Source organism: Pseudaquabacterium inlustre (assembly GCF_038066595.1).
In the GTDB taxonomy this organism is placed as follows: Bacteria; Pseudomonadota; Gammaproteobacteria; order Burkholderiales; family Burkholderiaceae_C; genus Pseudaquabacterium; species Pseudaquabacterium inlustre.
Window position 1 is genome coordinate 482001 of sequence record NZ_JBBUTH010000009.1, and the last position, 21015, is coordinate 503015.

Below are 21015 nucleotides of genomic sequence, written 5' to 3' on the forward strand. Positions count from 1 at the left end.
GCCGCCACCACGCCGGGTGGCTCGGGCCAGTCGGGCAGCAGCAGGTGCGGCGCCAGGCCGGCGTCGGCGTCCGGGGGCGTCACGCCGCGTCGGGGCAGGCCGAGGGCTGGGTCTGGCTGAAGGCGTCGAGCGCCATGCAGGCCTCGAACACGCGCATCACGTTCGGCACATGGCTGGTGCGGCAGTCGAAGCGCTGGGCGTTGAAGATCTGCGGCACCAGGCAGCAGTCGGCCAGCGTGGGCGCATCGCCATGGCAGAAGCGGCCGGGCTGCGCCGCCAGTTGGCGCTCCACCGCCTCCAGGCCCGATTCGACCCAGTGGCGGTACCAGCGGTTCTTGTCGTCCTCGCTGAGCTTCAGGTCGTGCGTCAGGTAGCGCAGCACGCGCAGGTTGTTCAGCGGGTGGATCTCGCAGGCGATGTCCTGCGCGATGGCGCGCACGCGGGCGCGGCCCAGCGCATCGGCCGGCAGCAGCGCCGGCTGCGGATGGGTTTCATCCAGGTACTCGATGATGGCCATCGACTGCGAGATGGCGGCGTCGCCATCCAGCAGCGTGGGCACCAGGTGCGAGGTGGACACCGACGCATAGGCCGCGGCGGACTGCTCACCCTTGACCAGGTGCACCGGGAGGTAGTCGTAGTCCAGGCCCTTGAGCGCCAGCGCGATGCGCACGCGGTACGAGGCCGAGGAACGGAAGTAGTTGTAGAGCTTCATGGCCATGGCGGTGTCTCCGGTGCGGCCGTGGCTCAGCGCACGGCCACGCGCAGCGTGCCCAGGCCGGCGATGGCGCCTTCCATCACGTCACCCGCCACCACGGCACCCACGCCGGCCGGCGTGCCGGTGAAGATCAGGTCGCCGGGCTGCAGCGTCCAGGCCTGGCTGAGGGTCTCGATGGTCTCGGCCACGTTCCAGATCAGCTCCGACAGGTCGCCCTTCTGGCGCTGCGTGCCGTTGACGGCCAGCGTGATGGCCCCGGTGCTCAGTTCGCCGCATTGGGCGATGGGCACGATCGGGCCGATCGGCGCCGATTCGTCGAAAGCCTTGCCGATGCACCAGGGCCGGCCCTGCTTCTTCATGTCGTTCTGCAGGTCGCGGCGGGTCATGTCCAGGCCCACGGCATAGCCGTAGATGTGCTTGACCGCATCGGCCGCCGCGATGTGGCGGCCGCCGATGCCGATGGCCACCACCAGCTCGATCTCGTGGTGCAGGTTCTTGGTCAGCGGCGGGTAGGCGATGGCGCCGGTCTCGCCATCGGCCACCGGCACCACGGCATCGGCCGGCTTCTGGAAGAAGAACGGCGGCTCGCGGCCGGTGAAACCCATCTCCTGGGCATGCTCGGCGTAGTTGCGACCGACGCAGTAGATGCGGTGCACCGGGAACAGGCCGCCGCCGGACACCGGCACGGTGGGCTGGGCGGGCGGGGTGATGACGAGGTTGGCGCTCATGGTGGGCGGCGGGGCGTGAGAGAGGATGAACGATGATGCCATGCGACCCCGGCGGCGGATGGCCCATCGCGGCACAGTGCCGGTGCGTTCGCGCCGGCCCGCTAAACTCCCGCGCACCATGCTGATCGACCCTCGCCGCATCAAGCACTGCCGCCACTGCGGCACCGCGGTGGACTACCGCGTGCCCGACGACGACAACCGCGAACGCGCGGTGTGCGCCGGCTGCGGCACCATCCACTACGAGAACCCGCTGAACGTGGTGGGCACCGTGCCGGTGTGGGGCGAGCAGGTGCTGCTGTGCAAGCGCGCCATCGAGCCGCGCTACGGCTTCTGGACGCTGCCGGCCGGCTTCATGGAACTGGGCGAGACGGTGGCCCAGGGCGCCCTGCGTGAAACCACCGAGGAAGCCGGCGCGAACATCGAGCTCGAAGGCCTGCTGACCATGCTGAGCGTGGTGCGCGTGGGCCAGGTGCACCTGTTCTACAAGGCGCGCATGCTCGACACCGCGCTCGATCCCGGCCCCGAGACGCTGGAAGCACGCCTGTTCCACGAGCACGAGGTGCCCTGGGACGAGATCGCCTTCCGCACCGTGCGCGAGACGCTGCAGCACTTCTTCGCCTGCCGCCGCGCGGGCAGCGCGTACCCGCTGCACTGCGGCGACATCTGACGCCGCCCGCTCAGGTCGGGGCGGGGCTCGTCGCCGGCTGCAGCGCCGGCCCGGTGGCCGCGTCGAAGCCCAGCGACCACAGCACGTCCAGGTCTTCGGTGGCGCGCACGCCCTCGGCGGTGACGCTCAGGCCCACCCCCTGCACCAGCTGCACCAGGCCCTGCAGGTAGCGGCGCGCGTCGGCCGCCTCGGCCGCCGCGATGCCGTTGACGAAGCGGGCGTCGATGCGCACGCAGTCCAGGCCCAGATCGGGCAGGCCCTGGTCGGCCGACAGTGCGGCGCCCGCGTGTTCCAGTCCCAGCATCACGCCCAGCGGCCGCCAGCGGCGCGACAACTCGCGCACGCGCTGCGGCGACTCCACGGCCAGCGTCTCGGGCAGGTCCACCCACAGCCGGCAGGCCGCCTCGGGCGCCGAGGCCAGGCGGCGCGTGACCGAGTCGACGAAGACGTTCGACACCACCGAGGCCGCGGCGAAGTTGATGCAGCGCGCCTGGCCGTCGCGGGCGATGGCGGCCAGCGCGAGCATCAGTGCGCGCTCGTCGATGGCCACGCTGAGCTGGCTGCGCACGGCCTGGCTGAGCCAGCGTGCGGCGGGCTCGAACGGACCGCCGGCCACCAGCTGCACACGCAGCGGGCTGTCGATCATCAGCGTGCGGCCATCGGGCGTGCACACCGGAAACTCGCCCAGGCGCACGCGGCCCTGCGACAGCGCCCGCATCAGCCGGCGGTGCCAGCCGGTGGTCTCGTCGTCGGTGGCCAGCACCTCGCTGGCCGCACCACCGGGCTCCACCTCGGGTTCAGGGGCCGCCAGGCCGGCCTCGCTCTCGGCCTCGCGCAGCGCCAGATCGGCCACGGCCAGCACCTGGTCGCCGCCCTGCGCGGGGCGCAGCTCGATCGACGTGACGACCACGCGCGCCTGCGGGTCCACCGCCACCAGACCGGCGGCCACGGCGGCGCGCAGGGCCTGCGTGGTGTCGGCGCCCACGCCGGCGGTGGGCAGCAGCAGCGCGAAGTCGCCGCCGTCCAGCCGGCCGATCAGGCAGTGCGCCACACGTTGCGGGTAGTTCTGCAGCACCTGGGCCACGGCTTGCAGCACGCGGTCGGCCGAGCGACGGCCCAGACGGCGGTTCAGGCCGGCCAGGTCCAGCAGGCGCAGCAGCACCAGCGTGGCCTGCGGCGGCGCATCGTCGCTGCGCAGCAGCGCCTCCAGGCCGGCGATGAAGTGGCGGCGGTTGGCCAGGCCGGTCAGCAGGTCGTGGTGGGCCTGCAGGCGCAAGGCCTCCAGCTGCGTGGCCTGCAGCGCGTACAGCGCACGCAGCCGCTCGTGCAGGCGGTCCAGCCCGCGGGCCAGCGGCGCCAGTTCGGGCACCTCGGCATGGGTCAGCGGGCGGTAGGCGGCATCGCCCAGGCGCTCGGTGACAGCCAGCGTGTCGTCGACCGCGCGCGCCAGGCGCTGGCGCTGGCGCGCGAACAGCGCGGCCACCGCCAGCATCGCCGCCGGCGCGGCCAGGGCCAGCACCTGCAGCGCCTGCCACAGCAGGCCCAGCGCATGCGTCGGGTCGACCCAGGCCTGCACCTGCAGCACCTGGCCATCCACCTGCAGGCCGCGCGGCGGCGGCTCGGCCGGCAGGCGCAGCGCCTGCTCGAACCAGTGTGGCGACAGCGGCACCGGGTGCGGCCCCTGGGCCTGCGCCAGCAGGCGGCCGGTGCCGTCGCGCACCTCGGCGCGGCGCCAGGCGCCGGCCACCGCCCAGCCGGGCAGCTGGGCCAGGCGCTGCGGCAAGGCGCCACCGGTGCGCGCCAGCGTGTCGGCCAGGGCCGCGGTGGCCATGGTGTGCTGCCGTTCGATGTCACGCCGCACCAGGCCGCCGAGCGCCAGGGCCAGCAGCAGCGCCGCCAGCAGCGGCGCCGCCAGGGCCAGCGCCAGGCGCCGCTGGGGTTCGGACAGGGCAGGCACCTCCCCGCCCGGTCCGGACAGGCACCAGGCAGGCATCAGCGGCAGCGGGGGCGAATCGGCAGACAGCATCCGAAGGCGGGCCAAAAGTGATCAGAGCTCACGCCCGGCCCTCGTGACCGGACGCGCTCTGTCAGGTTTTCGACCCGCCCGGCGCCGACTTGAACGCTCGGGCTTCGGACTTCAGCGCTTTTGCGGTGGGAGGTCGGTGCACGAGCCGTGCGCCACCTCGGCGGCCATGCCGATGCTCTCGCCCAGCGTGGGGTGCGGATGGATGGTCTTGCCGATGTCCACCGCGTCGGCGCCCATCTCGATGGCCAGCGCGATCTCGCCGATCATGTCGCCGGCATGGGTGCCGACGATGCCGCCACCCAGGATGCGGCCGTGGCCGTGCGCCTCGGGGCTGTCGTCGAACAGCAGCTTGGTGAAGCCCTCGTCGCGGCCGTTGGCGATGGCGCGGCCCGAGGCCGTCCACGGGAACAGGCCCTTCTTGACCTTGATGCCCTTGGCCTTGGCCTCGTCCTCGGTCAGGCCCACCCAGGCCACCTCGGGGTCGGTGTAGGCCACACTCGGGATCACGCGGGCATCGAATTGCGCTTTGCTGTCGCCGGCGGCCACTTCCGCCGCCACGTGGGCCTCGTGCACCGCCTTGTGCGCCAGCATCGGCTGGCCGACGATGTCGCCGATGGCGAAGATGTGCGGCACGTTGGTGCGCATCTGCACGTCCACCGGGATGAAGCCGCGCTCACCCACCACCACGCCGGCCTTCTCGGCGCCCAGCTTCTTGCCATTGGGCGTGCGGCCCACGGCCTGCAGCACCAGGTCGTAGGTGGCTTCGCTCTTCGTGCCGTCCAGGCCTTCGAACTGCACGGTGATGCCGTCCGGTCCGGCGCTGGCGCCCACCGTCTTGGTCTTCAGCATGATCTTGTCGAAGCGGTGGGCATTCATCTTCTGCCACACCTTGACCAGATCGCGATCGGCGCCCTGCATCAGGCCGTCGAGCATTTCCACCACATCCAGCTTGGCGCCCAGCGTGGAGTACACCGTGCCCATCTCCAGGCCGATGATGCCGCCGCCGATGACCAGCATCTTCTTCGGCTGCTGGCGCAGCTGCAGCGCGCCGGTGCTGGTGACGATGCGCGGGTCATCGGGCAGGAAGGGCAGCTTCACGGCCTCGGAGCCGGCGGCGATGATGGCGTTCTTGAAGCGGATGGTCTGCGTCTTGCCATCCGCCGCCACCACGCTCAGGTGGTGCGGATCGGCGAACGTGCCGGTGCCCTGCACCACCGTCACCTTGCGCATCTTGGCCATCGCGGCCAGGCCGCCGGTGAGCTTGCCCACCACCTTGTTCTTGTGCGCCAGCAGCTTGCCCAGATCCACCTTGGGATCGGCGAACTCGACGCCCAGGTCGGCGAAGTGCTTCACTTCATCCATCACCGCGGCCACGTGCAGCAGCGCCTTGCTGGGAATGCAGCCCACGTTCAGGCACACACCGCCCAGCGTGGGGAAGCGCTCGACCAGCACGGTCTTCAGGCCCAGGTCGGCGGCGCGGAAGGCGGCCGAGTAACCGCCGGGGCCGGCACCCAGCACCAGCATGTCGCAGTCCAGGTCGGCGCTGCCGCTGAAGCTGGCGGCCTGCGGGGCGGGTGCCGAGGCGGCGATGGCCGGTGCTGCAGGCGCGGGGGCCGGGGCAGCGGGAGCAGCGGGAGCAGCGGGAGCAGCAGGCGCAGCGGTCGGGGCTGCCGCGGCCCCCTCGGCCACCTCCAGGCTCAGGATCACCGAGCCCTGGTTCACCGTGGTGCCCAGCGCCAGCTTGAGTTCCTTCACCACGCCGGCGTGGCTGCTAGGGATCTCCATCGAGGCCTTGTCGCTCTCGACGGTGATCAGGCTTTGCTCGGCGCGCACGGTGTCGCCTGGCTTGACCAGGATCTCGATCACCGCCACGTCCTTGAAGTCGCCGATGTCCGGCACGGTCACATCGATCAGAGCCATGGCATTCAGCCTTTCAGTTTCATCGTGTGGGCCCGCACCGGGCCCGCCGAGTTCTTGTCGAATTCGCAGCCGGCGCGCACGCCGGTCTCCACCAGTTCACGCGCCGTGCGTGCCCGCTCGAAGCTGGCCTGCATCGCGCCCAGCGCGAAGGCCCGGCCCGAGCCGATGGCCCAGAAGCGATCGAACTCGAACACCTCGCGGTACGAGTACACGCCGAAGATGCCGCGCGCATTGGCGATCAGGATCGTGAACTGGCTGCTCTCGTAGGGGTCGGCATCGTCTTCCTTGGTGTTCAGGAAGAAGTGCTCCTTCAGCTTGGGGTGCAGCTTCAGGAAGGTGTCGAACACCTCGTCGCGGCTGCCCAGCTTCAGTTCGTCGGCCGGCAGCGTGCCCAGCGCCCGCCGCAGCACCGGAAAGTGCGCGGTGGTGCCGGCCATGCCGACCCAGGAGTCGCCGATGCGGAACAGCTTGTCGTTGGCCTCGTAGCCATGGGCCAGGCGCGTGTCACCGAAGGTGACCAGCGCATCGGCCGCGATGGCCACCTGGCCGCCCTTGCGGGCGACGCAGATCGTGGTCATCCACCGCTCCCGGTCAGAGGGCGATGCGGCGGAAGTCCGCCAGCAGCGAGGCGAAGTAGACGTTGAAGCGCGCCGCCGCGGCACCGTCGATCACACGGTGGTCCCAGCTCAGGCTCAGCGGCAGCATCAGGCGCGGCGCGAACTGCTTGCCGTCCCACTTGGGCTCGATGGCGCTCTTGCACACGCCCATGATGGCCACCTCGGGCGCATTGATGATGGGCGTGAAGTAGCGCCCGCCAATGCCGCCCAGGCTGCTGATGCTGAAGCAGCCGCCGCTCATGTCGGCCGGGCCCAGCTTGCCGTCGCGGGCCTTCTTGGCCAGCTCCGACATCTCCTGGCTGATCTGGAAGATGCCCTTCTTGTCGGCGTCCTTGATCACCGGCACCACCAGGCCATTGGGCGTGTCCGCCGCGAAGCCGATGTGGAAGTAGTTCTTCAGCACCAGGCTGCCGTCGCTGTCCAGGCTGGCATTGAACTCGGGGAACTTCTTCAGCGCCGCCACGGCGGCCTTGATCATGAAGGCCAGCATCGTGACCTTGATGCCCGACTTCTCGTTCTCCTTGTTCAGCTGCACGCGGAAGGCTTCGAGATCGGTGATGTCGGCATCGTCGTGGTTGGTGACGTGCGGGATCACCACCCAGTTGCGGTGCAGGTTGGCGCCGCTGATCTTCTTGATGCGGCTGAGGTCCTTGCGCTCGATGGGGCCGAACTTGGCGAAGTCGACCTTGGGCCAGGGCAGCAGGCCCGGGAAGGCGCCTTCGCCACCGCCGGCGGTTGCGGGCGCCGGGGCCTTGGCCTTCTGCGCCACGGTCTGCACCGCGCCGGCCATCACGCTCTTGACAAAGCCCTGCACGTCGGTCTGGGTGATGCGGCCCTTGGGGCCGCTGCCCGGCACCTCGGCCAGCGGCACGCCCAGTTCGCGCGCCAGCTTGCGGATCGACGGCGAGGCGTGCGGCAGCTGGCCGGTGGGCGCACCGCCGGGCTGATGCGCCGGCACGGCGGCCGCGGCGGGTGCGGCCACCGCGGCGGCCTGGGCCACCGGTGCGGCGGCCGGGGCCGGTGCTGCCACGGCGGCAGCTGGCGCCGGCGCGGCTGCGGCGGGCGCGGCGGCACCACCGGCCACTTCCACCAGCGCGATCAGCGAACCCTTGCTGACCTTGTCGCCGAGCTTGACGCGCAGTTCCTTCAGCACGCCGGCATGGCTGCTGGGGATCTCCATCGAGGCCTTGTCGCTCTCGACCGTGATCAGGCTCTGCTCGACCTTGATCGTGTCGCCCGGCTTGACCATCACCTCGATCACCGCGACTTCATCGAAGTCGCCGATGTCGGGCACGACCACCTCCACCACACCGCCGGCGGCGGCGGGCGCCGCTGCAGGCGCGGCAGCCACAGGTGCCGGGGCCGCAGCCACCGGAGCCGCCACCGGGGCAGGCGCCGGCGCAGCAGCCGCGCCACCGGCGGCTTCCAGCACCAGCAGCAGCGAGCCTTCGTTGACCGTGTCGCCGATGGCGACCTTGAGTTCCTTCACCACGCCGGCGTGGCTGCTGGGGATCTCCATCGAGGCCTTGTCGCTCTCGACCGTGATCAGGCTCTGGTCCACCGCCACGGTGTCGCCGGGCTTGACCAGCAGTTCGATCACCGCCACGTCCTTGAAGTCACCGATGTCCGGGACCTTGACTTCCACGATTGCCATGTTGTGTGTCTCCGGGCTGTGCTCAGGCGTACAGCGGGTTGATCTTGTCGGCCTTGATGCCGTACTTCTGGATCGCCTCGGCCACGGTGGCCAGCGGCAGCACGCCATCCTCGGCCAGGGCCTTGAGCGCGGCCACCACGATGTAGTGGCGGTTCACCTCGAAGTGCTCGCGCAGCTTGCTGCGGAAGTCGCTGCGGCCGAAGCCGTCGGTGCCCAGCACCTTGAAGCCCGTGCCCTTGGGCAGGTAGGCGCGCACCTGGTCGGCATAACTGCGCATGTAGTCGGTGCTGGCCACCACCGGGCCGGCATGGCCGGCCAGCTGCTGGGCGATGAACGGCACCTTGGGTGCGTCGGTCGGGTGCAGCAGGTTGTGGCGCTCGGCGTCGGCACCGTCACGCGCCAGCTCGTTGAAGCTGGGGCAGCTCCAGACCTTGGCGGCCACGCCCCAGTCGGTGGCCAGCAAGGCCTTGGCGGCAATGCTCTCGCGCAGGATGGTGCCCGAGCCCAGCAGGTTCACCGTGGGCTGGCCAGCCACCGCCGGCGCGTCCTGCAGCAGGTACATGCCCTTGATGATCTGCTCTTCGGTGCCGGCCTGCAGGCCCGGCATGGCGTAGTTCTCGTTCAGCAGGGTCAGGTAGTAGAAGACGTTCTCCTGCTTCTCGACCATGCGCTTCAGGCCATGCTGCATGATCACCGCCACCTCGTGCGCGAAGGTGGGGTCGTAGCTCACGCAGTTGGGAATGGTGCCGGCGAGGATGTGGCTGTGGCCGTCCTCGTGCTGCAGGCCTTCGCCGTTCAGCGTGGTGCGGCCGCTGGTGCCGCCCAGCAGGAAGCCGCGGGCCTGCATGTCGCCGGCGGCCCAGGCCAGGTCGCCGATGCGCTGGAAACCGAACATCGAGTAGTACACGTAGAACGGGACCATGATCCGGTTGCTCGTGCTGTAGCTGGTGGCCGCGGCGATCCAGCTGGCCATGCCGCCGGCCTCGTTGATGCCTTCCTGCAGGATCTGGCCGGCCTTGTCCTCGCGGTAGTACATCACCTGGTCCTTGTCGACCGGCGTGTACTGCTGACCCGCGGGGTTGTAGATGCCGACCTGGCGGAACAGGCCTTCCATGCCGAAGGTGCGGGCCTCGTCCACCAGGATGGGCACCACGCGCGGGCCCAGCGCCTGGTCACGCAGCAGCTGCGTGAGGAAGCGCACATAGGCCTGCGTGGTGCTGATTTCGCGGCCTTCGGCCGTGGGCTCGAGCACGGCTTTGAAGGTCTCCAGCGAGGGCACGGTGAAGCTCTCGTCGGCCTTGGTGCGGCGGTGCGGCAGGTAGCCGCCGAGGGCCTTGCGGCGCTCGTGCAGGTACTGCATCTCCGGCGTGTCGTCGGCCGGCTTGTAGAATGGGATCTTCGGCAGCTCGCTGTCGGGCACCGGGATGTTGAAGCGGTCGCGGAAGGCCTTGATGTCCTCGTCGGTCAGCTTCTTGGTCTGGTGGACGGTGTTCTTGCCCTCGCCCACCTTGCCCATGCCGAAGCCCTTGACGGTCTTGATCAGCAGCACCGTGGGCTGGCCCTTGTGCTTGACCGCCGCGGCATAGGCCGCGTACACCTTCTGCGGGTCGTGGCCGCCGCGCTTCAAGTTCCAGATGTCCTCGTCGGACATCTTGGCCACCATCTCCAGCGTCTTCGGGTCGCGGCCGAAGAAGTGCTTGCGCACATAGGCACCGTCATTGGCCTTGAAGGCCTGGTAGTCGCCGTCGGGCGTCTCCATCATGATCTTGCGCAGCGCGCCGTCCTTGTCGCGCGCCAGCAGCGGATCCCAGTTGCTGCCCCACAGCAGCTTGATGACGTTCCAGCCCGCGCCGCGGAACTCGCCTTCCAGCTCCTGGATGATCTTGCCGTTGCCGCGCACCGGGCCGTCCAGGCGCTGCAGGTTGCAGTTGATGACGAAGACCAGGTTGTCCAGGTTCTCGCGCGCAGCCAGGCCGATGGCGCCCAGGCTCTCCACCTCGTCCATCTCGCCGTCGCCGCAGAACACCCAGACCTTGCGGTTCTCGGTGTTGGCGATGCCGCGGGCATGCAGGTACTTCAGGAAGCGCGCCTGGTAGATGGCCATCAGCGGGCCCAGGCCCATGCTGACGGTGGGGAACTGCCAGAACTCGGGCATCAGCTTCGGATGCGGGTAGCTGGACAGGCCCTTGCCGTCGACTTCCTGGCGGAAGTGCAGCAGCTGCTCCTCGGTCAGGCGGCCTTCCAGGTAGGCGCGGGCGTAGACGCCGGGCGCCACGTGGCCCTGGATGTAGATGCAGTCGCCGCCGTGGTCCTTGCTCTCGGCATGCCAGAAGTGGTTGAAGCCGGCGCCGAACATGTGGGCCAGCGACGCGAACGAGCCGATGTGGCCACCCAGGTCACCGCCATCGGCCGGGTTGTGGCGGTTGGCCTTGACCACCATGGCCATGGCGTTCCAGCGCATGTAGGCGCGCAGGCGCTCCTCGATCTCGATGTTGCCGGGGCAGCGCTCTTCCTGGTCGGGCTCGATGGTGTTGACGTAGCCGGTGTTGGCCGAGAACGGCATGTCGGCGCCGTGCTGGCGGGCCTCTTCCAGCAACTGCTCCAGCAGGTAGTGGGCGCGGTCCGGACCCTCGGCATTGATGACGGCGGTCAGCGCGTCCAGCCACTCGCGGGTTTCCTGGGCATCGGTGTCTTGGGCGGCTGCGGCAGGGCCGGCGGCCAGGTTCTTGTCGGGCTGGGCGGACATCGCTTGTCTCCTGTGTGCGGGGGTGTCGGCGCGAACGGCGCGCAGTGTGGCACAAGTTTTTCGAATTTCCAAATTGCGCACATTCATTTCATATTGCGCAATACAGTGCAAATCGCGTTGCGGCGCGTGACCGCATGCACGCGCGCGGCGGGCACCGCCCGGCGCGGGCGGGGCGGCCCGGATAATCCGGGCCATGTCCGCCCCACCCCAAGCCTCTGGCGCCACCGGCCTGGGCCAGCGCGCGCGTCGCCCGCTCGGCCGCTGGTGGCGCCGCCAGTCGCCCGCCCGGCAGGATCGTCTGGCCACACTGGCGCCGCTGGCCTCGGTGCTGCTGTTCCTCGCGGCCATCATTTCGGCCTTCTGGTACCTGCGCAACGAGGAGATCGAGCGCGAGGCCGAGGCCGTCAAGCGCGATGCCGAAATCGCCCAGCAGCAGATCCGCCTGCGCCTGATCGAGGACCAGGAGCAGCTGGTGCGCCTGGCGCGCGAATTCGCCACGCGCGAGCTCGATCCGGCCGAGTTCAGCCAGCAGGCCGGCGGCCTGGCCAGCGACCGGCCCGAGATCGCGCGCCTGGTGTGGCTGGGCACCGACCAGCGCCCGCGCGCCCGCTTCGAACCCGCCGGCGAGCGCGACGACGGTGCCCCGCGCGCCGGCGCCACGCCGCCGGGCACCGAGCGCAGCCCCGACCTGCGCACCGAGGCCGAATGGGCCTTCATCGCCGCGCGCGACCTGCGCCAGCCGATGTACTCGCGCCCCTTCAAGGACCGCCACGGCACGCTGGTGTTCCAGGTGCATGTGCCGATGCTGGCGCGCGGCCATTTCGTCGGCGCGCTGGTGGCCGACTACGGCATCGACGTGCTGATGCGCCACTTCGTGCCCAGCGAGGTGACGCGCCGGCATGCCGTGGCCGTGCTCGACGAGCACCAGGCCGTGCTGGCCAGCACCGTGACGCCGATGCCGGGCAAGGCCCAGCAGCGCGCCTCCATCGTGCACGAGGTTCCGCTGGCGCCGGCCTCCAACGGCCTGCTGCTGCGCGCCACCGGCTACCGCACCTCGGTGGGCCTGATCGGCAATGCGCTGTTCTGGCTGGTGGTGGCGCTGTCGGTGCTGACCGTGTGGATGCTGCTGGGCACCTGGCGCCACATGCGCCGCCGCGGCCAGATCCAGGACGCGCTGGTGCAGGAGACCAACTTCCGCCGCGCGATGGAGAACAGCATGCTCACCGGCATGCGCGCCATCGACCGCGAGGGCCGCGTCACCTACGTCAACCCGGCCTTCTGCGCGATGACCGGCTTCACCGAGGCCGAGCTGATCGGCCGCCTGCCGCCCTACCCCTACTGGCCGCACGACCGCGTGGACGAGAACCACCGCCTGCTGCAGCAGCAGCTGCAGGGCCGCAGCCCGGCCGGTGGCATCGAGGTCAAGGTGGCGCGGCGCAACGGCTCGCTGTTCGATGCGCGCATGTACGTCTCGCCGTTGGTGGACGCGCGCGGCCACCAGACCGGCTGGATGACCAGCATGACCAACATCACCGAGGCCAAGCGCATCCGCGACCAGCTCTCGGCCAGCCACGAGCGCTTCACCACCGTGCTGGAGGGGCTGGAGGCGGCGGTGTCGGTGCTCAGCGTGCAGCAGGGCGAGCTGCTGTTCGCCAACCGCAGCTACCGGCTGTGGTTCGGCGCCGATGCGCGCGGCCACGGCCTGCTGGCCAGCGGCTCGGCCCAGGGCCAGGCCGCCCCCGAGCCCGAGGACGTGGACGGCTTCGGCGGCCTGCCGGCGCAGGAGCTGGCCGGCCTGGGCACCGACCCGCGCGAGGTGTACGCGCCGGCACTGGACAAGTGGTTCGACGTGCGCAGCCGCTACCTGCAGTGGACCGACGGCCGCCTGGCGCAGATGCTGATCGCCACCGACGTCACGGCCCGCCGCCGGGCCGAGGAGCAGGCCGCGCTGCAGGCCGAGAAGGCCCAGGTCTCCAGCCGCCTGATCACGATGGGCGAGATGGCCAGCAGCGTGGCGCATGAGCTGAATCAGCCGCTCACCGCGATCAACAACTACTGCAACGGCATGGTCTCGCGCGTGAAGGCCGGCTCGATCGACAACGACGGCCTGATCGCCGCGCTGCAGAAGACCGCCAAACAGGCCGAGCGCGCGGGCCAGATCATCCACCGCATCCGCGCCTTCGTGAAGAAGAGCGAGCCGCAGCGCGTGCCCGCGCATGCCAAGGACATCGTCGAGGACGCGGTGGAGCTGGCCTCGATCGAGATGCGCCGGCGCAACGTGCAGATCCATCACTACGTGGCGCAGCGCCTGCCGGTGCTCAAGTGCGACCCGATCCTGGTGGAGCAGGTGCTGCTGAACCTGCTGAAGAACGCCGCCGAGGCCATCGACAACGCCAAGATGCCGGCCGCGCGCCGCCACATCGAGCTGCGCGTGGTGCCGCGCCACACGCCCGAGGAAGGCGGCGTGATCGAGTTCAGCGTCACCGACATGGGCCCCGGCCTGCCCGAGGAAGTGATCGGCCGGCTGTACGAAGCCTTCTTCTCCACCAAGGCCGAAGGCCTGGGCATCGGCCTGAGCCTGTGCCGCTCGATCATCGAGTCGCACCGCGGCCGGATCAAGGCGCAGAACCTCTACAATGGCCCGAACGTCTCGGGGTGCCGGTTCGCCTTCACCCTGCCCGTCGAAACCACCGCGCGGCTCGAGGAGACACCGCTGGCGCCATCCCCCGATGGCACGGCGCCCGACGCCGGCTCAAGCTCTGCTGAAAAGACATCCCCATGAGCCTGATTCCCAAGAAGGGCACCGTCTATGTCGTCGATGATGACGAGGCCGTGCGCGACTCGCTGCAATGGTTGCTCGAGGGCAAGGACTACCGCGTCAAGTGCTTCGATTCGGCCGAGAGCTTCCTCTCGCGCTTCGACCCGCGCGAGGTGGCCTGCCTGATCGCCGACATCCGCATGGACGGCATGAGCGGCCTCGAACTGCAGGACCGCCTGCTCGAACGCAAGAGCCCGCTGCCGGTGGTGTTCATCACCGGCCATGGCGATGTGCCGATGGCTGTCACCACGATGAAGAAGGGCGCGATGGACTTCATCGAGAAGCCCTTCAAGGAAGACGACCTGCTGGGTCTGGTGGAGCGCATGCTCGACCAGGCGCGCAGCGCCTTCACCCAGCACCAGGAGCAGGCCAGCCGCGACGCGCTGCTCAGCCGCCTGACCACGCGCGAGGCGCAGGTGCTCGAGCGCATCGTCGCCGGCCGCCTGAACAAGCAGATCGCCGACGACCTGGGCATCAGCATCAAGACGGTGGAGGCGCACCGCGCCAACATCATGGAAAAGCTCAACGCCAACACCGTGGCCGACCTGCTGAAGATCGCCCTTGGCGCCAACTCGGCCGCCGCCGGCGCGAAGGCCTGACGCCGGGCTGCGTTCCCGTCAGCCATCCCCCCACAAGGCCGCTGCTCCAGCGGCCTTGGTGCTTTTTGGAGACCCCCACATGACCGCCCAGTTGATCAGCGGCACCGCCCTGTCGCAACAAATCCGCGCCGAAGTGGCCACCCGTGCTGCCGCCCTCACCGCCCGCGGCGTGAAGCCCGGCCTGGCCGTGATCCTGGTCGGCGAAGACCCGGCCTCGGCCGTGTACGTGCGCAACAAGGTCAAGGCCTGCGCCGAGAGCGGCCTGCACTCGGTGATGGAGAAGTACGACGCCAGCTTGAGCGAGGCCGATCTGCTGGCCCGCATCGAGGCGCTGAACGCCGACCCGGCCATCCACGGCATCCTGGTGCAGATGCCGCTGCCCAGGCACATCAACCCGCAGCGCGTCATCGAGACCATCGCCGACGAGAAGGACGTGGATGGCTTCTCCATCCATTCCGCCGGCAGCCTGGCCAGCGGCCTGCCGGGCTTTCGCGCCTGCACGCCGTACGGCTGCATGAAGCTGATCGAGAGCACCGGCGTCGACATCCGCGGCAAGCACGCGGTGGTCATCGGCCGCAGCAACACCGTGGGCAAGCCGATGGCCCTGCTGCTGCTGCAGGCCAACGCCACGGTCACGGTGTGCCACAGCGCCACGCCGGATCTGGCGCTGCACACGCGCCAGGCCGACATCGTGGTGGCCGCCGTGGGCCGCCGCAACACGCTGACCGCCGACATGGTCAAGCCCGGCGCCGTCGTCATCGACGTGGGCATGAACCGCAACGACGAGGGCAAGCTCTGCGGCGACGTCGACTTCGGCGGCGTCAAGGACGTGGCCGGCTTCATCACCCCGGTGCCCGGCGGCGTGGGCCCGATGACCATCACCATGCTGCTGGTCAACACGCTGGAATCGGCCGAGCGCGTGGCCGGCGCGGCGGCCTGAACGACCCGCGCCCCGGCCGACCGAGCCTGCGCCCGGAACTTGCTGGATGTGTCGTCGTTCCGACCGCTGTTAGGCCCTTGACCCCGGCGGCAGCGGCCCCATCATCACCGCTGTCGCACTGAACCCGCTGCCATGACCAATCCGCTGCTCAGCCCCGCCGACCTGCCCGCCTACGCCGACTTCCGCCCCGAGCATGTGAGCCCGGCCCTCGACGAGCTGCTGCGCGATGCCGAGGCCGCGCTGGAGCGCGCGGTGGCCGCCGATGGCCCGACCGACTTCGACGCGCTGTCGGCCCTGCTGGATGTGCCGCTGGAGCGCTTCAGCCGCGCCTGGGGCCTGGTGGGCCACCTGAATGCCGTGGCCAACACGCCCGAGCTGCGCGAGGCCTACAACGCCAACCTCGGCCGCGTCACCGAGTTCCACACCCGGCTGGGTGCCGACGAGCGCCTGTACGCCCGCTACAAGGCCATCGCCAACGGCCCCGGCGCCGCGCAACTGAGCCCGGCACGCCGCCAGGCCCTGGCGCATGCGCTGCGCGACTTCGTGCTGTCGGGCGCCGAACTGCAGGGCGAGGCCAAGACGCGCTTCGCCGCCATCCAGGAACGCATGGCCGAGCTGGGCCAGGCCTTCTCCGAGCATGTGCTGGATGCCACCGACGGCTTCAGCCTGCTGGTGCCCACCGCGCGCCTGGCCGGCGTGCCGGCCGATGTGCAGCAACAGACGGCTGAAGCTGCCGGGGCCGACCACCCCGGCCAGCACAAGCTGACGCTGCACATGCCGGTGTACCTGCCGGTGATGCAGTACGCCGACGACCGCGCGCTGCGCGAAGAGCTCTACCGCGCCTATGTCACCCGCGCCAGCGAGTTCGGCCCGGCCGAGCGCGACAACGGCCCGGTGATGGACGAGCTGCTGCGCCTGCGCGCCGAAGAGGCCGCGCTGCTGGGCCACCCCGACTACGCCACGCTGTCGCTGGTGCCCAAGATGGCCGAGACGCCGGCCCAGGTGCGCCAGTTCCTCAGCGACCTGGCCCGGCGCGCCCGCCCGCATGCCGAGCGCGATCTGGCCGAGCTGCGCGCCTTCGCCGCCGAGCACCTGGCGCTGGCCGACCTGCAGCCCTGGGACCTGAGCTATGTGAGCGAGAAGCTCAAGGAAGCGCGCTACGCCTTCAGCGAGCAGGCGGTGAAGCAGTACTTCACCGAGCCCAAGGTGATGGAAGGCCTGTTCCACATCGTCGAGACGCTGTTCGAGGTGAGCATCCGGCAAGAGCCGGCGCCGGTGTGGCACGAGGGCGTGCGCTTCTACCGCATCGAACGCCGCAACGCCGCCGGTGGCGACGCCGCACCGCAGCTGGTGGGCCGCTTCTACCTCGACCCCTACGCGCGCAACGGCAAGCGCCCCGGCGCCTGGATGGACGGCGAGCGCGGCCGCTGGGCACGCCCCGACGGCCGCGGCGATGCCGGCACGGTGCAGACGCCGGTGGCGCACCTGGTGTGCAACTTCGGCGCCCCGGTGGGCGACAAGCCGGCCACGCTGAGCCACGACGACGTCATCACGCTGTTCCACGAGTTCGGCCATGGCCTGCACCACCTGCTGACCCAGGTGGATGAACTGGCGGTGGCCGGCATCTCCGGCGTCGAATGGGACGCGGTGGAACTGCCCAGCCAGTTCATGGAGAACTTCTGCTGGGAGTGGGAGGTGGTGTCGCGCCTGACCGCCCATGTGGACACCGGCGAGCCGCTGCCGCGCGAGCTGTTCGACAAGATGCTGGCGGCCAAGAACTTCCAGAGCGGGCTGCAGACGCTGCGCCAGATCGAGTTCGCGCTGTTCGACATGCGCATCCACACCGAGGCCGATGCGCCCGGCCGCATCCAGGCCGTGATGGACGAGGTGCGGCGCGAGGTGGCGGTGATGCCGCCGCCGGCCTTCAACCGCTTCCAGCACAGCTTCTCGCACATCTTCGCGGGCGGCTACTCGGCCGGCTACTACAGCTACAAGTGGGCCGAGGTGCTGTCGGCCGACGCCTATGCGGCCTTCGAGGAGCAAGGCGTGTTCAACCCCGAGGTCGGCCGGCGCTTCCGCCGCGAGATCCTGGAAGCCGGCGGTGCGCGCCCGGCGATGGCCAGCTTCAAGGCCTTCCGCGGCCGCGAGCCGAACATCGACGCCCTGCTGCGCCACCAGGGCATGGCCTGACGCCCACCCCATGCGCCCGACACCGCCCACCGCCGCCCTGCTGCTGATGCTGGCCGCCCTGGCGGCGATGCCGGCCTCGGCGCAGTACAAGGTCATCGGCCCCGACGGCCGCGTGACCTACACCGACCGGCCAACCACCGATCCGGCCCACCGCGTGCAGGCGCTGCGCAAGAGCGGCGCCGGCGCGGGTGACGACGCGGCCGCCCCGCTGGCCACCGGCCTGCCGCAGGCGCTGCGCCAGCCGGTGGCACGCTTTCCGGTCACGCTGATCACCACCCCCGATTGCGGCCCCTGCGACACCGCGCGCCAGCAACTGCAGCGCCGCGGCGTGCCGTACACCGAGCTGGGTGTGGCCACGCCCGAGGACCAGCAGGCGCTGCAGCGCCTGACCGGCGGGCTCACCGTGCCCTCGGTCAGCATCGGCAGCCAGGTGATGCGCGGCTGGCAGGAGAGCGACTGGATGGCCACGCTGGACCTGGCCGGCTATCCGAAGGAATCGGCCCTGCCCAAGGGCTGGCGCTGGGCGGCCGTGCGACCGCTGGCGGCGCCGCGGCCTGCCGCCGAGCCTGCCGACGAGCGCCCGGCCCCCTCGGCTGCCACGGCCCCCGCCGCCCCGCCGCCGGTGCCCACCGAGAGCATCGGCCCGGTGCCGCAGATCCGCTTCTAGCTGCCCGGCGGGCCGCCCGCGTCGGGGCCGGCCACGGCCTGTGCATTCGCGTGGCCTTCGCTCAGCCGCCGCAGCGTGCCGAAGCTCGCCAGCAGCAACGCCGCCATCAGCCACATCGGCGCCGCCGCCGCCGTGGCGCCGGCCAGCAGGCCGAAGCCGCCCGGCATGCTGACCGTGGCCGCATTGGTGAACAGCATGCGCACGCCCAGCGCCTCGCCCTGGCGATCGGCCGGCGTCACCTGGTGCAGCAGCGCCAGCACCATGGGCTGCACCGAGCCCAGCGCCAGGCCCAGCAGGGCCGAGCCGGCCATCATGCCCAGGCTGCCCGGCAGCCAGGCATAGCCCAGCATCACCGCGGTGGCCAGCACCATGGCGCCGCGCAGCGCCTGGCGCTCCTCGATGCGGGCGCTGAAGGCCGAGATGACCAGCCGCACCACGGTGGCCGCGGCCGCGAAGGCGCCCAGCACCACGCCGATCTCGCTGGCCGACAGGCCGCGCGCATGGCCGATCACCGGCACCGCGAAGCTGTGTGCGTCCCAGCAGGCGGCCAGCACCACGTTCAGCACCAGCAGCCGGCGCAGCGCCGGCAGGCGCAGCAGGCCCCAGGCGTCGGGGCGCTGGCGGCGGGCGGCCAGCCGCGCCGCCTCGGCATGCGCTGGTGAGCGCCGCGGCAAACGCAACGTCAGCCCCCAGGCCAGCAGCGGCATCGCGAACGCGAAGCCGAAGGCCGCGCGGTAGCCCACATGGTCGATCAGCAGCCCGGCCAGCACCGGCGACAGCGCATTGCTGAGCGCCGGCCCCAGCGCCACCCAGGCGAACACGCGCTTGAGCTGCGAGGGGTCGTGGGCCAGTTGCCCCACCTCGCGCTGGATGCCCACCGCGCCCACGCTGAGCGCGCCGCCGGTCAGCAGCGCACCCAGCGCCAGCGCACCCAGGTGCTGGCTGGCCACCAGGATGCCGGTGCCGGCCAGCGCCATGGCCACGCCCACGCCCATCGGCCGGTGCAGGCCGTGGCGGTCGGCCAGGCGGCCGGCCCACAGGCTCAGGCCGATCGGCGCCACGGCAAACAGGCTCAGCAGCACGCCCACCATCCATTCGGGATGACCGTGCTTGAGCAGGTACAGGCTGGCCGCCACGCGCGTGGCGGCCATGCTGGCATGCAGGCCGATCAGCGCGCCGATCAGCACGAAGAAGGACGAGAAGGCCGGGCCGTCCGGCGCCGTGGCGCGTGCGGGTGTGGCCGGATCGCTCAAGCGGCGGGCTCCGCGTCGGTCGGCGGTGCGCCGGGGCCGGCGGGCGGCCCATCGGCCGCGCCCAGCAGGCGCTGCGCCTCGTGCTCGGGCAGCGCCTCCACGCGGTCGAGCTTGCGCGTCATCTGCCGCGTGCGCACCGCGGCAGCGTCGATGCTGTGGCTGGCCTCGTCGAGCTTCTTCTTGGTCTTGGCCAGCACCTCGCCGAACTTGCCGAACTCGGTCTTCACCGCGCCCAGCACCTCCCACACCTCGGCGCTGCGGCGCTCCAGCGCCAGGGTGCGAAAGCCCATCTGCAGGCTGTTGAGCATGGCCAGCAGCGTGGTCGGTCCGGCCAGCGTGACGCGGTGCTCGCGCTGCAGCGCCTCCACCAGGCCGGGGCGGCGCAGCGCCTCGGCGTACAGGCTCTCGGTGGGCACGAACAGGATCGCGAAATCGGTGGTGTGCGGCGCGGCGATGTACTTCTCGCGGATGCTGCGCGCCTCCAGCTTCAGCCGCGCCTCGATGGCGCGTGCGGCCGCCTCGGCGGCCGGAGCGTCGGCGCGGTCCTGCGCGTCGAGCAGGCGCTCATGGTCCTCACGCGGAAACTTGGCATCGATCGGCAGCCACAGCGGCGCCGCTTCGGCGGCACCCGGGCCGCCCCGCCCCGGCAGGCGCAGCGCGAACTCCACGCGCGCACCGCTGCCCGGCACGGTCTCGACGTTGGCCGCGTACTGCTCGGGCGTGAACACCTGCTCCAGCAGGCCGGCCAGTTGCACCTCGCCGACGATGCCGCGGGTCTTCACATTGCCCAGCACGCGGTTCAGCGAGCCCACATCGCGCGCCAGCGTGCGCATCTCGCCCAGGCCCTGGTGCACCTGCTCCAGCCGCTGGCTCACCTGCGCGAAGCTCTGGCCCAGGCGCTGCTCCAGCGTGGCGTGCAGCTTCTCGTCCACCGTGGCACGCATCTGCTCGAGTTTGCGCTCGTTGCCCTCGTGCAGCGCGGCCAGACGCTGGTCGACGGTGTGGCGCACGTCGGCCAGACGCCGCTCGTTGGCCTCGCCCAGCACACGCAATTGCTCGGCCAGCGTGGCGCCAAAGGCCGCCAGCTGGCTGCGGAAGGAATCGATCTGCTCGTTCTGCGTGCGCGCCACGTCGCCGCTTTGCGCCAGCAGGGTCTGCTGCTGCAGCGCCAGCGTGGCGCTCAGTTCCTGGCGCAGCTGACGCGTGCCATCGGCCAGCTCCGTACGCAGCGCCTGATGCTGCGCCGGTTGCTGCGTCTGCCAGGCATCCAGCCGCTGCAACTGTGTCTGCAGACCGGCATCGGGGGGCTGCCGGCGCAACAACACCAGCACCAGCAGCAACACATTCAGCGCCAGCAGCGCGGGCACGATCCAATCGGGCATCACCGGATTGTGGCAGCGCCGCGCCCATGAAAAAGGCGCCCCGCAGGGCGCCTTTGCAGAGTGACGTGGCGCAGGCGGACCGAGCGCCGGGCC

15 protein-coding genes are annotated in these 21015 nt (G+C 70.8%); 6 read left to right on the forward strand and 9 right to left on the reverse strand.

The window, feature by feature from the left end:
• Nucleotides 1-79: 79 nt before the first annotated feature.
• Together maiA and AACH10_RS19590 are read right to left on the reverse strand one after the other, a co-directional pair.
• Nucleotides 80-712 carry a maleylacetoacetate isomerase gene (maiA, locus tag AACH10_RS19585; protein ID WP_341412329.1) on the reverse strand — a complete coding sequence of 211 codons (633 nt, stop codon included), beginning with the start codon at nucleotides 710-712 and terminating at the stop codon, nucleotides 80-82.
• A gap of 32 nt (nucleotides 713-744) precedes the next feature.
• A complete protein-coding gene (locus AACH10_RS19590; RefSeq protein ID WP_341412171.1) occupies nucleotides 745-1443 on the reverse strand; it encodes a fumarylacetoacetate hydrolase family protein in 699 nt (232 codons plus the stop codon).
• A 118-nt stretch (nucleotides 1444-1561) separates the two neighbouring features.
• On the opposite strand from AACH10_RS19590, the gene AACH10_RS19595 reads away from it, so the two are divergent.
• A complete protein-coding gene (locus AACH10_RS19595; RefSeq protein WP_341412172.1) occupies nucleotides 1562-2110 on the forward strand; it encodes an NUDIX hydrolase in 549 nt (182 codons plus the stop codon).
• A gap of 10 nt (nucleotides 2111-2120) precedes the next feature.
• On the opposite strand, the gene AACH10_RS19600 is transcribed toward AACH10_RS19595, so the two are convergent.
• The 5 genes from AACH10_RS19600 to aceE all read right to left on the reverse strand — a co-directional run bounded on the left by AACH10_RS19600 (nucleotide 2121) and on the right by aceE (nucleotide 11073).
• On the reverse strand, nucleotides 2121-4067 hold the full coding sequence (locus AACH10_RS19600) for an EAL domain-containing protein (RefSeq protein WP_341412173.1): 1947 nt from the start codon (nucleotides 4065-4067) through the stop codon (nucleotides 2121-2123).
• A 180-nt stretch (nucleotides 4068-4247) separates the two neighbouring features.
• The gene (gene lpdA / locus AACH10_RS19605) at nucleotides 4248-6056 is read right to left on the reverse strand and encodes a dihydrolipoyl dehydrogenase (RefSeq protein WP_341412174.1); all 1809 of its coding nucleotides are present in this window, start codon (nucleotides 6054-6056) and stop codon (nucleotides 4248-4250) included.
• A 5-nt stretch (nucleotides 6057-6061) separates the two neighbouring features.
• Complete coding sequence (locus AACH10_RS19610; RefSeq protein ID WP_341412175.1) at nucleotides 6062-6634, reverse strand: Ntn hydrolase family protein; 573 nt, start codon at nucleotides 6632-6634, stop codon at nucleotides 6062-6064.
• Nucleotides 6635-6647: 13 nt separating this feature from the next.
• On the reverse strand, nucleotides 6648-8327 hold the full coding sequence (gene aceF, locus AACH10_RS19615) for a dihydrolipoyllysine-residue acetyltransferase (protein WP_341412176.1): 1680 nt from the start codon (nucleotides 8325-8327) through the stop codon (nucleotides 6648-6650).
• Nucleotides 8328-8349: 22 nt separating this feature from the next.
• Nucleotides 8350-11073 carry a pyruvate dehydrogenase (acetyl-transferring), homodimeric type gene (gene aceE, locus AACH10_RS19620; RefSeq protein WP_341412177.1) on the reverse strand — a complete coding sequence of 908 codons (2724 nt, stop codon included), beginning with the start codon at nucleotides 11071-11073 and terminating at the stop codon, nucleotides 8350-8352.
• 193 nt (nucleotides 11074-11266) lie between these two features.
• Between aceE and AACH10_RS19625 the strand changes: the two genes are divergently transcribed.
• The 5 genes from AACH10_RS19625 to AACH10_RS19645 all read left to right on the forward strand — a co-directional run bounded on the left by AACH10_RS19625 (nucleotide 11267) and on the right by AACH10_RS19645 (nucleotide 18287).
• Nucleotides 11267-13855 carry a PAS domain S-box protein gene (locus AACH10_RS19625; RefSeq protein WP_341412178.1) on the forward strand — a complete coding sequence of 863 codons (2589 nt, stop codon included), beginning with the start codon at nucleotides 11267-11269 and terminating at the stop codon, nucleotides 13853-13855.
• On the forward strand, nucleotides 13852-14490 hold the full coding sequence (locus AACH10_RS19630; protein WP_341412179.1) for a response regulator transcription factor: 639 nt from the start codon (nucleotides 13852-13854) through the stop codon (nucleotides 14488-14490). Before AACH10_RS19625 ends, AACH10_RS19630 begins: the two co-directional genes overlap by 4 nt.
• A 79-nt stretch (nucleotides 14491-14569) precedes the next feature.
• Nucleotides 14570-15430, forward strand: a complete 861-nt coding sequence (folD, locus tag AACH10_RS19635; RefSeq protein WP_341412180.1) for a bifunctional methylenetetrahydrofolate dehydrogenase/methenyltetrahydrofolate cyclohydrolase FolD — start codon at nucleotides 14570-14572, stop codon at nucleotides 15428-15430.
• Between the two features lie 132 nt (nucleotides 15431-15562).
• On the forward strand, nucleotides 15563-17620 hold the full coding sequence (locus tag AACH10_RS19640) for a M3 family metallopeptidase (protein WP_341412181.1): 2058 nt from the start codon (nucleotides 15563-15565) through the stop codon (nucleotides 17618-17620).
• A gap of 10 nt (nucleotides 17621-17630) precedes the next feature.
• Nucleotides 17631-18287 (forward strand): glutaredoxin family protein, encoded by a 657-nt coding sequence (locus tag AACH10_RS19645; RefSeq protein ID WP_341412182.1) that lies wholly within the window; start codon nucleotides 17631-17633, stop codon nucleotides 18285-18287.
• Here AACH10_RS19645 and AACH10_RS19650 read toward each other — a convergent pair.
• Nucleotides 18284-19540, reverse strand: a complete 1257-nt coding sequence (locus AACH10_RS19650; RefSeq protein WP_341412183.1) for an MFS transporter — start codon at nucleotides 19538-19540, stop codon at nucleotides 18284-18286. The two genes, AACH10_RS19645 and AACH10_RS19650, sit on opposite strands and share 4 nt — an antisense overlap.
• The gene (locus AACH10_RS19655) at nucleotides 19537-20925 is read right to left on the reverse strand and encodes a DNA recombination protein RmuC (protein ID WP_423228630.1); all 1389 of its coding nucleotides are present in this window, start codon (nucleotides 20923-20925) and stop codon (nucleotides 19537-19539) included. The genes AACH10_RS19650 and AACH10_RS19655 overlap by 4 nt, the downstream gene beginning before the upstream one ends.
• Nucleotides 20926-21015 lie beyond the last annotated feature (90 nt).

Coding starts and splice junctions, on each gene's coding strand:
- maiA (WP_341412329.1), bottom strand. CDS start 712: ATGAAGCTCTACAACTACTTCCGTTCCTCGGCCTCGTACCGCGTGCGC.
- AACH10_RS19590 (WP_341412171.1), bottom strand. CDS start 1,443: ATGAGCGCCAACCTCGTCATCACCCCGCCCGCCCAGCCCACCGTGCCG.
- AACH10_RS19595 (WP_341412172.1), top strand. CDS start 1,562: ATGCTGATCGACCCTCGCCGCATCAAGCACTGCCGCCACTGCGGCACC.
- lpdA (WP_341412174.1), bottom strand. CDS start 6,056: ATGGCTCTGATCGATGTGACCGTGCCGGACATCGGCGACTTCAAGGAC.
- AACH10_RS19610 (WP_341412175.1), bottom strand. CDS start 6,634: ATGACCACGATCTGCGTCGCCCGCAAGGGCGGCCAGGTGGCCATCGCG.
- aceF (WP_341412176.1), bottom strand. CDS start 8,327: ATGGCAATCGTGGAAGTCAAGGTCCCGGACATCGGTGACTTCAAGGAC.
- aceE (WP_341412177.1), bottom strand. CDS start 11,073: ATGTCCGCCCAGCCCGACAAGAACCTGGCCGCCGGCCCTGCCGCAGCC.
- AACH10_RS19625 (WP_341412178.1), top strand. CDS start 11,267: ATGTCCGCCCCACCCCAAGCCTCTGGCGCCACCGGCCTGGGCCAGCGC.
- AACH10_RS19630 (WP_341412179.1), top strand. CDS start 13,852: ATGAGCCTGATTCCCAAGAAGGGCACCGTCTATGTCGTCGATGATGAC.
- folD (WP_341412180.1), top strand. CDS start 14,570: ATGACCGCCCAGTTGATCAGCGGCACCGCCCTGTCGCAACAAATCCGC.
- AACH10_RS19640 (WP_341412181.1), top strand. CDS start 15,563: ATGACCAATCCGCTGCTCAGCCCCGCCGACCTGCCCGCCTACGCCGAC.
- AACH10_RS19645 (WP_341412182.1), top strand. CDS start 17,631: ATGCGCCCGACACCGCCCACCGCCGCCCTGCTGCTGATGCTGGCCGCC.